This is a genomic window from Staphylococcus sp. HMSC035D11 (assembly GCF_001836075.1).
GTDB classification, from domain to species: Bacteria; Bacillota; Bacilli; order Staphylococcales; family Staphylococcaceae; genus Staphylococcus; species Staphylococcus hominis.
Genome location: NZ_KV827285.1, coordinates 58041 through 66311, shown reverse-complemented (window position 1 = coordinate 66311; position 8271 = coordinate 58041). Strand labels below are relative to the sequence as shown.

At 31.4% G+C, this 8271-nt stretch carries 9 protein-coding genes; 7 read left to right on the top strand and 2 right to left on the bottom strand.

Going from position 1 to position 8271, the window contains the following annotated elements; translation table 11 throughout:
- Together HMPREF2647_RS11520 and HMPREF2647_RS11515 are read right to left on the bottom strand one after the other, a co-directional pair.
- The coding region (locus HMPREF2647_RS11520; RefSeq protein ID WP_256326491.1) for an SLC13 family permease at nucleotides 1–563 on the bottom strand (563 nt) is incomplete at its 3' end.
- A gap of 193 nt (nucleotides 564–756) precedes the next feature.
- On the bottom strand, nucleotides 757–888 hold the full coding sequence (locus HMPREF2647_RS11515; protein WP_256096037.1) for a hypothetical protein: 132 nt from the start codon (nucleotides 886–888) through the stop codon (nucleotides 757–759).
- A gap of 139 nt (nucleotides 889–1027) precedes the next feature.
- Between HMPREF2647_RS11515 and HMPREF2647_RS10235 the strand changes: the two genes are divergently transcribed.
- The 7 genes from HMPREF2647_RS10235 to HMPREF2647_RS10210 all read left to right on the top strand — a co-directional run.
- Entirely contained in the window at nucleotides 1028–2011 is a 984-nt protein-coding gene (locus HMPREF2647_RS10235; protein WP_070860043.1) for a metal ABC transporter solute-binding protein, Zn/Mn family, read from the top strand.
- A 186-nt stretch (nucleotides 2012–2197) separates the two neighbouring features.
- Nucleotides 2198–2422 carry a hypothetical protein gene (locus HMPREF2647_RS10230; RefSeq protein ID WP_019835027.1) on the top strand — a complete coding sequence of 75 codons (225 nt, stop codon included), beginning with the start codon at nucleotides 2198–2200 and terminating at the stop codon, nucleotides 2420–2422.
- Between the two features lie 212 nt (nucleotides 2423–2634).
- Nucleotides 2635–3993, top strand: a complete 1359-nt coding sequence (gene brnQ, locus HMPREF2647_RS10225; protein ID WP_070860041.1) for a branched-chain amino acid transport system II carrier protein — start codon at nucleotides 2635–2637, stop codon at nucleotides 3991–3993.
- Between the two features lie 136 nt (nucleotides 3994–4129).
- Nucleotides 4130–6250, top strand: coding sequence for an AAA family ATPase (locus HMPREF2647_RS10220; protein ID WP_070860039.1), 2121 nt, complete (start codon nucleotides 4130–4132; stop codon nucleotides 6248–6250).
- Nucleotides 6247–7281, top strand: coding sequence for a 5-methylcytosine-specific restriction endonuclease system specificity protein McrC (mcrC, locus tag HMPREF2647_RS10215; protein WP_070813078.1), 1035 nt, complete (start codon nucleotides 6247–6249; stop codon nucleotides 7279–7281). Before HMPREF2647_RS10220 ends, mcrC begins: the two co-directional genes overlap by 4 nt.
- Nucleotides 7282–7376: 95 nt before the next feature.
- On the top strand, nucleotides 7377–7535 hold the full coding sequence (locus tag HMPREF2647_RS11510; protein WP_256326489.1) for a hypothetical protein: 159 nt from the start codon (nucleotides 7377–7379) through the stop codon (nucleotides 7533–7535).
- A partial coding sequence (locus tag HMPREF2647_RS10210) for an LLM class flavin-dependent oxidoreductase (RefSeq protein ID WP_371106725.1) occupies nucleotides 7517–8271 on the top strand: 755 nt, incomplete at its 3' end. The genes HMPREF2647_RS11510 and HMPREF2647_RS10210, both read left to right, overlap by 19 nt.

Below are 8271 nucleotides of genomic sequence, written 5' to 3'. Positions count from 1 at the left end.
CGAGCCGTAGCAGAAGGTACAAAAAAGGCTAATACAATTGATACTAAAATTGCACCGATAACAATATTTTTTGTTTTATTTCCTACAATAGAAAGGATATAAAGTGCTAGTCGTTTATGAAGATTGGTTTCTTGCATGGCAACTGCTAAGAATAAAGCGGCGGTCACAAGTGCCACTGCAGAAGTAGAAAAACCACTAAATGCGAGACTCAGAGCATTGTTTGTTCCTAATAATTCGCTTCCCTTAAGAATGGTGTCTCCACTTTTAGGATGACCAAGTTGTTCTGATAGATGTTGAACAGGACTAAAGCCAAGTAACAATATAATAAGCCCTAAAATTAAAGTCGCTGAAACTGGATAAGATACTGCTTCAGTAACCCACATGATTACGGCAAAAGCAAGAATGGCAAGTGCTGCTTTAGCCATGACCGGTAAGCTACTTGAAGTAGGTAGTAATAAAATAATTACTAATACGATAAAACTAATCACAATCCATAATGGTTTATATCCTTTATTTGATTTCTCTTTTTTAGATTGATTAGTGATTTGATTCCCCTTTGTCATTATTATCGTCTCCCTTAAAATAGTTACATTATTATTTTAACAAGAAAACGCTTTATTTTAGGAGTTACATTTTAAAATACACAAAATTTTCAAAAAACTATTATTTACAGTTAATAATCATAGAAATATTGAGATGAAAAAGAGCGAAACACTGAATTCAATGGGAATTCTGTTTCATTCTGTTACTTATATATTAAAGCCGTCCGAAACCATTTTCCTTAATATTGTTAACTTGATCTAAACTAATAGTTTGTTCTTGAGGTTCAGTAATATGGATATGTTGATCATCTTTAATTTTATCTATAGCAATATATTCTCCACTCATTGTTTCAACACTTTTTCTGACTGTAGTAAAACAACAATTATAATTATTTAGTAATTTTTATTTTTTAATCGCCCATTGACAATTTCGATATGAAATGCGATTATTAAAACGTAATAATTACGATTTAGGAGAGAAGAAAATGATTAAGAAAAGTTTAATGTTAGTCTTCATCAGTATTTTAACGTTGTCACTTGTAGCTTGTGGAACATCCAATAGCGGTAGTGAGACAGATAAAAAATCAGAGCACAATGAAAAACTTGAGGTAAAAACGACAGTATATCCGCTTAAATCGTTCGCACAACAAATTGGTGGTAAATACGTCCATGTTGAATCAATCTATCCGAATGGAATGGATCCACATACATATGAACCGAGTCAAAAACAAATGGTAGATATTGGTAAATCAGATTTATTTGTATATACAGGGGATAATCTAGACCCAGTTGCTAAAAAGATTGCAAATGCGATGAATGATAAAAATAAAATATTATCATTAGAATCATCTTTAAATAAGACCGATGTATTAAAAGGAGAAGAGGATGAACATGAACACGGTGAGCACGAGGAACACGAAGAACATGAGCATCATCATGGTAAATATGATCCTCATGTTTGGTTAGATCCTGTATTAAGTCAACAATTTGCGAAAGATATAAAAGATGAATTCGTTAAAAAAGATGGTAAACATAAAGATGACTATGAAAAGAATTATAAAAAATTAGTTAGTGATTTGAAGGATTTAGATAAAGACATGAAACATGCGGTTAAAGGTCAAGAAGGTAAAACAGTATATATTTCACATGATTCTATCGGTTATTTAGCTGATCGCTATGGCTTTAAGCAAGAAGGCATCGAAAATATGAATGCTGAAGAACCAAGTCAAAAAGATCTTACAACTATTGTAAAACAAATTAAAGAGGATAAGGTAAACTATATTCTAGCTGAAGAAAATGTGTCGAATAAAGTTGCAGATACGGTTAGAAAAGAAACAAATGCAAAAACAATTTCATTTTATAATATGGGTTCTCATACGAAACAACAAGACAATGACAGCAATACGTATCAATCATTTATGAAGAAAAATATTAAAGCTATTGAAAAAGCATTAAAAAATGAATCTTAAAATTAAAGTATATTAAAGTAAAGAAGTAAGATAGGAAGATCAAGTCAATTCTGTCTTACTTCTTGTTTTATAGACTTCCTTTTTCAGAAAAAAGTGGTATATTGAATTTAAATAATATGTAGAACATTATTTATTATTTTTAAGAAGTAAGGCTTTATCACTAATAGATTGGAAGGGGACAACATCATGAATATTTATAAACTGCGTTACCAACATCATAAAGACATTGTAGATGACAATATTTTAACTGTATTTGTATTAGCCAAAAATGAAGAAGATGTCAGAAAATTTGCGAAAACGGTAAATTACAAAGTTGAAGATGTTAAACACACAACATATGAAGCTTATGAAGAAGCTAAAGCAAAAGGTGAAACGTATCGCCTTGAACATGCAGATACATATATTAGCTAAGTCTGTATAACTAAAAATGATAACTAAGGATAAATATCGATGAGTATAAGGTTACACTTAAAACTTCTTTTTGCATAAAAAATGAATGTAATCATGCAAAGAGAAGTTTTTTTATGTATTATTATCTAACTTTTTTAAAAATTCTAAAGAAATCGATTTTAAAAAAATGTATAATATCTATTATGACTTTAAGAGGAAAACGAGGAAAGACAATGAAACAGAAACTTACATTTAAAGAGAATCTCTTTATTGGATCGATGCTTTTTGGTTTGTTCTTTGGAGCAGGAAACTTAATTTTCCCACTTCATCTAGGGCAAATGGCAGGCGCGAACGTATTACTTGCGAATTTAGGATTTTTAATTACAGCAATCGGTTTACCATTTTTAGGAATTATTGCGATTGGTATTTCTAAGACGAATGGTGTATTTGCAATTTCTTCACGCGTAAGTAAAATTTATGCATACATATTTACGATTGGTCTTTATCTTGTTATTGGCCCCTTCTTTGCTTTACCAAGACTTGCAACAACATCATATGAAATTGCGTTTTCACCATTTGTTTCTCCAAGCAGTGGAAAATGGATTTTACCTGTCTTCAGTATTTTGTTCTTTATTGTGGCTTGGTTCTTTGCACGTAAACCATCTAAAATCTTAGACTATATTGGCAAGTTCTTAAATCCAGTCTTTTTGATTTTATTAGGTATCGTGGTCGTACTTGCATTGATTCACCCAATGGGCGGTATTAGTCATGCACCAATAAGTCCTGACTACAATAAGAGTGTATTATTAAAAGGTTTTATTGATGGATATAATACATTGGATGCACTGGCATCACTAGCATTTGGAATCATTATTGTAACGACTATTAAAAAATTAGGTATTACAAACCCTAATGATATCGCAAAAGAAACAGTGAAATCGGGAGCCATTAGTATTATTGGCATGGGTGTAATCTATACACTTCTTGCAGTAATGGGAACAATGAGTCTTGGGGAGTTTAAAGTAAGTGAAAATGGGGGTATAGCCCTTGCACAAATTGCCCAACATTATTTAGGTGATTTTGGAATTATTATTTTATCACTTATTATTATTGTAGCTTGTTTAAAAACAGCAATTGGTTTAATTACAGCATTTTCAGAAACATTTACAGAACTATTTCCTAAAACGAACTATATTGTATTAGCCACTATTGTTAGTATATTAGCATTTATATTTGCGAATGTCGGATTAACAAAAATTATTATGTACTCATTACCCGTACTAATGTTTATTTATCCATTAGCAATTACACTTATTTTACTAACATTAGTAAGTCATTTATTTAATAATTCGCCAATTGTGTACCGCTTTACTACATTATTTACAGTGATTGCTGCATTCTTTGATGGTATTAAAGCGAGTCCAGAACCTTTTGTGAAAACAAATTTCGCGCAATCATTAATCGGTTTTGCTGAGAATTATTTACCATTCTTTGATATTGGTATGGGATGGATTGTCCCAGCATTAATTGGATTTATTATCGGACTTATTGTCTATAAAGTTCGTGGTAACAAACACGAAGTTCAAGCTTAATTAAGCCATTTACTATAAGCTATAAGAAGTTGCAATCATACGATCTTATAGCTTATTTTTTATATATTTAAAGGTATAAACATATTTATAAAATGCATTAAAATGAAGATAATAATGATTTTGAGGAGAAATAAAGATGGACTATAAAATAGATAAAACATGGGCAATCTTTTATAAAGCCTTAGCTCATAAATTGTTAGAATATCAAAATTGTCGTGATCAATTGATTGAGAAAATACGAGAACTTTATATTAACACTCAAATCAATATGCCTAAATTAGAAATTAATAATGAAATGATAGATATGGATCCATTTACTGTGTTTGGATTATTTAATAAGAGTTCTATGACTAAAAAAAATAGAATTAAAATTATAGAAGAAATGGCCAAACTATTTGATGTGAAAGCAGATATACCACGAAATTTTGATGGTATTCCGACAGTGATGAATTTACGTGCTACATTTTATAATTTTAAGAATGATCGTGAAGCACAAGACATTGAAAATTTATGGTCGTTGTTTGAAATTGCTTTATTGTATTCATCAGATAAAAGCGAAGATAATGAAAATAACTTTAAGAGAAAATTTAATCAAGTGATGGCTCAGCCTGGAATCGGTATGGGTAAGTTAACCAGTGGATTATTTTGGATTGATTCTGACACATTTGCCAATTTAGATTCTCGGGCGATTTGGTATATTTTTGAAGAAAGCGAGATAAGTACAAAGTATATCAATTTTGAAGTTAACTTAAAAAAATCATTAACTGCAACAACGTATTTAATGATGATTGAAAAATTAAAGTTATTTCTAAAAGATGATAACTATTTGAATGATTTTATTGATTTAAGTTATGAAGCATGGCGTAAATCAAAGGAAATCAAGCAAAGCTCAAAAGTAAAAGATATCGATGCAGATAAGGATTTAGAAGTCGTGAATTATTGGATTTATTCTCCCAAACCACAAGATGTTGATTTCGCTTCTTTTATTGAAAATGGAGAAATGTCTATTGGATATAACGAGTTAGAAGATTTCTCGAACTATGCATCTAAAGAAGAAATTAATCAAAAATTACAACAATTGAACCATAATCAGCATAATTATATTCATACGGTTAATGCCATATGGGAATTTAGTAAAGAAATGAAGCGTGGGGACATTGTTTATGTGAAAAAAGGACAGACTGATATTGTAGGATGGGGCGTTGTTTCATCAAATCATCAATATAAAAATGATAAAAATATCATTCAGCTTGTTTGGAAAGAGAAAGGAAACTGGAAGATTCCAATCAAAACATTAAATAAGACGCTCACTAAAATTACGCCATATAGTGAAACGATTCGGAAATTTAATGAGTTATTTTCAGTGGAACATTCTGATGGATTGGTTGCTACACAAACGACTTATCCAGTTTATACAGCAGAACAATTCTTAGACGACGTATTTATGAAAGAAGAAGACTATGACACGCTTGTACAATTAATTAGAAGAAAAAAGAATGTCATCTTACAAGGACCACCAGGTGTAGGTAAAACATATGCAGCTAAACGATTCGCTTATTCAATGATGGGTGTTAAAGATAAAGAACGTGTGAAACTTGTACAATTCCATCAAAGCTATGCATATGAAGATTTTGTGATGGGGTATCGTCCTACTGAAACTGGCTTTGAATTGCGTACGGGTGCGTTTTACAATTTTTGTAAGCAAGCAGAAGAAGATAGTGAGAAAGACTATTTTTTTATTATCGATGAAATTAATCGTGGTAATTTAAGTAAGATATTTGGTGAATTGTTTATGTTAATTGAAAACGATAAGAGGGGAATGGAAATAGAATTACTTTATGCAGATGAGAAATTCTGTGTTCCAGATAATGTTTATATTATTGGTATGATGAATACAGCAGATCGAAGCTTAGCCATTCTTGATTATGCACTACGACGTCGATTTGCATTTTTTGATATGAAACCTGCCTTTGAAACCATACAGTTTAAACAATATCAAGAAAATTTAAAAAATCCACAATTTGAAGCATTAATTGATGCCATTGAAGCATTGAATATCGACATTCGAGAAGATGATATGTTAGGTGAGGGGTTCGTCATTGGTCATAGTTATTTTAGCAATATAGTTAAGGTCACAGAATCTGAATTATCTAATATTATTGAATTCGAAATTATTCCATTATTAAAAGAATATTGGTTTGACGAGCCTTCAAAAGTGGATATTTGGAAGGTACGTTTAAGGGATGCGATCCAATGATTAACATTCATAATATTTATTATATGTTGTCTTATGCGTTTACAGTTTTGAATAAGAAAGGCTATCAACATATAGCAACAGAATCCTTTAATAATGTGGCAGATTTATATAGTGCACTCCTCATTAAAGGCGTATCGAGTCAATTAAAATATGGTCTTCAACATGAATATTTAGAATACAATGACTCGCTGAATGTGATACGAGGAAAGATTAATGTCACAGCATCCATAAAACAAGGAACGATGATGCATAAACGGTTAAATTGCACGTATGATGAATTTTCAATTAATACGTATATGAATCAAATTCTAAAAACAACAATGCTTAATGTTCTAAAATTAGATATTTCGCGCACACGTAAAAAAGCGTTAAAACGACTGTTGATATATTTTGAACACGTAGATATATTAGATTATCGACATATTGATTGGCAGTTACGATTTGATCGTCATCACGAAACATATCGTATGTTAATGGCTATTTGTTATCTTGTTACGCAAGGGCGAATTCAGTCAGAAAGAAGCGGTTCAAGAGAAACAATGATGTTCGAAGATGAACAACAGATGGCACGTTTATATGAACGGTTTGTTAGGGCTTATTATAAGAAGGAATTTCCACAGTTAAAAGTCACTGCGTCTCATATTCCATGGGCCATTGATGATGATTATCGTCACATGTTACCGACAATGAGAAGTGATGTCATGCTAACTTATGGTACGCAATGCTTAATCATTGATACGAAGTATTATACGTCCACGTTACAACAGTATTTTGATACAAGAACGATTCATTCTGGAAATTTATATCAAATATTTGCGTATGTAAAAAATGAAGCACTTCATTTAAAACCAAAGCAGATAAATGTTGCAGGGATGTTACTGTATGCGAAAACGGATGAACAACTTGTACCTGATAATACGTTTCAGATGAGTGGCAATACGATTAGTGTAAAAACATTGGATTTATATCAAGATTTTATTCATATTGCTAAACAACTTGATGATATTGTATATAATTATTTTAAGATATAAAATAGTTAGTAGATATTGTAAAATTTCAACAATCCATATACGATACATGCAAATTAAAATGACAGTTTTGACTTATAACAAAGGAGTTAATGACAATGAAACACATGCATTTATCTGTTTTAGCTTATAGTACAGGTCTACATCCTGCTTCTTGGAGACTACCACATTCATATGTTGAAGAAGTTGGAGATATTGATTTTCAAATTAAGTTAGCAAAATTAGCTGAAAAGGTAAACTGGATGCTTTCTTCTTAGGTGATGGTCAATATATTTCTGGAGAAGAAACGGGACATATTTCTTATTATTTCGAACCACTAACGGCGCTTGCCGCAATTTCACGTGAAACACATTCAATTGGTTTGATAGGTACCATTTCTTCTTCTTTTTATGAACCTTATCTTGCAGCACGTATGCTTTCAAGTTTACATCAAATATCTCATGGGCGTATTGGGGCAAATATTGTAACATCTCAATTTGATTTAGAAGCACAAAACTACTCGATGCAAGCTTTACCACATCTTGAAAAACGATATGAACGAGCAGATGAATTTATTAATGTAATGAAAAAATTATGGGAGTCATTTACTGTAGAGGCTATCGTTAATCACAAAGCCTCAGGGATTGGTTTAAATCATCAGTATATTCATCCACTTCATTATCAAGGGAAATATTTTCAAGTTGCCGGAGCTATTAACATTCCAACACCAAAATATGGTCGACCACGTTTATTCCAAGCAGGAACTTCCATTCCAGGTCGTGATTTAGCAGTACGACACGTGGATGCTATTTTTTCAATTGCATGGAATTTACAAGATGGCCAACAGTTCAGACAAGATATTCATCAACGTGCCATGGAAACAAATCGTCAACCTCCTCTTGTATTACCAGGTCTCACCGTTTATGTTGATGAGAATGAGGAGGATGCTTATAAACTTAAGCAACAATTAGATGAGATGATTCCACTTGAAAAACGCAAGAAACAATTATCTAA

What these genes read in the sequence shown, in the direction of transcription:
- brnQ (WP_070860041.1), top strand. Translation starts at nt 2,635, where the DNA reads ATGAAACAGAAACTTACATTTAAAGAGAATCTCTTTATTGGATCGATG.
- HMPREF2647_RS10230 (WP_019835027.1), top strand. Translation starts at nt 2,198, where the DNA reads ATGAATATTTATAAACTGCGTTACCAACATCATAAAGACATTGTAGAT.
- HMPREF2647_RS11515 (WP_256096037.1), bottom strand. Translation starts at nt 888, where the DNA reads ATGAGTGGAGAATATATTGCTATAGATAAAATTAAAGATGATCAACAT.
- HMPREF2647_RS10235 (WP_070860043.1), top strand. Translation starts at nt 1,028, where the DNA reads ATGATTAAGAAAAGTTTAATGTTAGTCTTCATCAGTATTTTAACGTTG.
- HMPREF2647_RS11510 (WP_256326489.1), top strand. Translation starts at nt 7,377, where the DNA reads ATGAAACACATGCATTTATCTGTTTTAGCTTATAGTACAGGTCTACAT.
- HMPREF2647_RS10220 (WP_070860039.1), top strand. Translation starts at nt 4,130, where the DNA reads ATGGACTATAAAATAGATAAAACATGGGCAATCTTTTATAAAGCCTTA.
- mcrC (WP_070813078.1), top strand. Translation starts at nt 6,247, where the DNA reads ATGATTAACATTCATAATATTTATTATATGTTGTCTTATGCGTTTACA.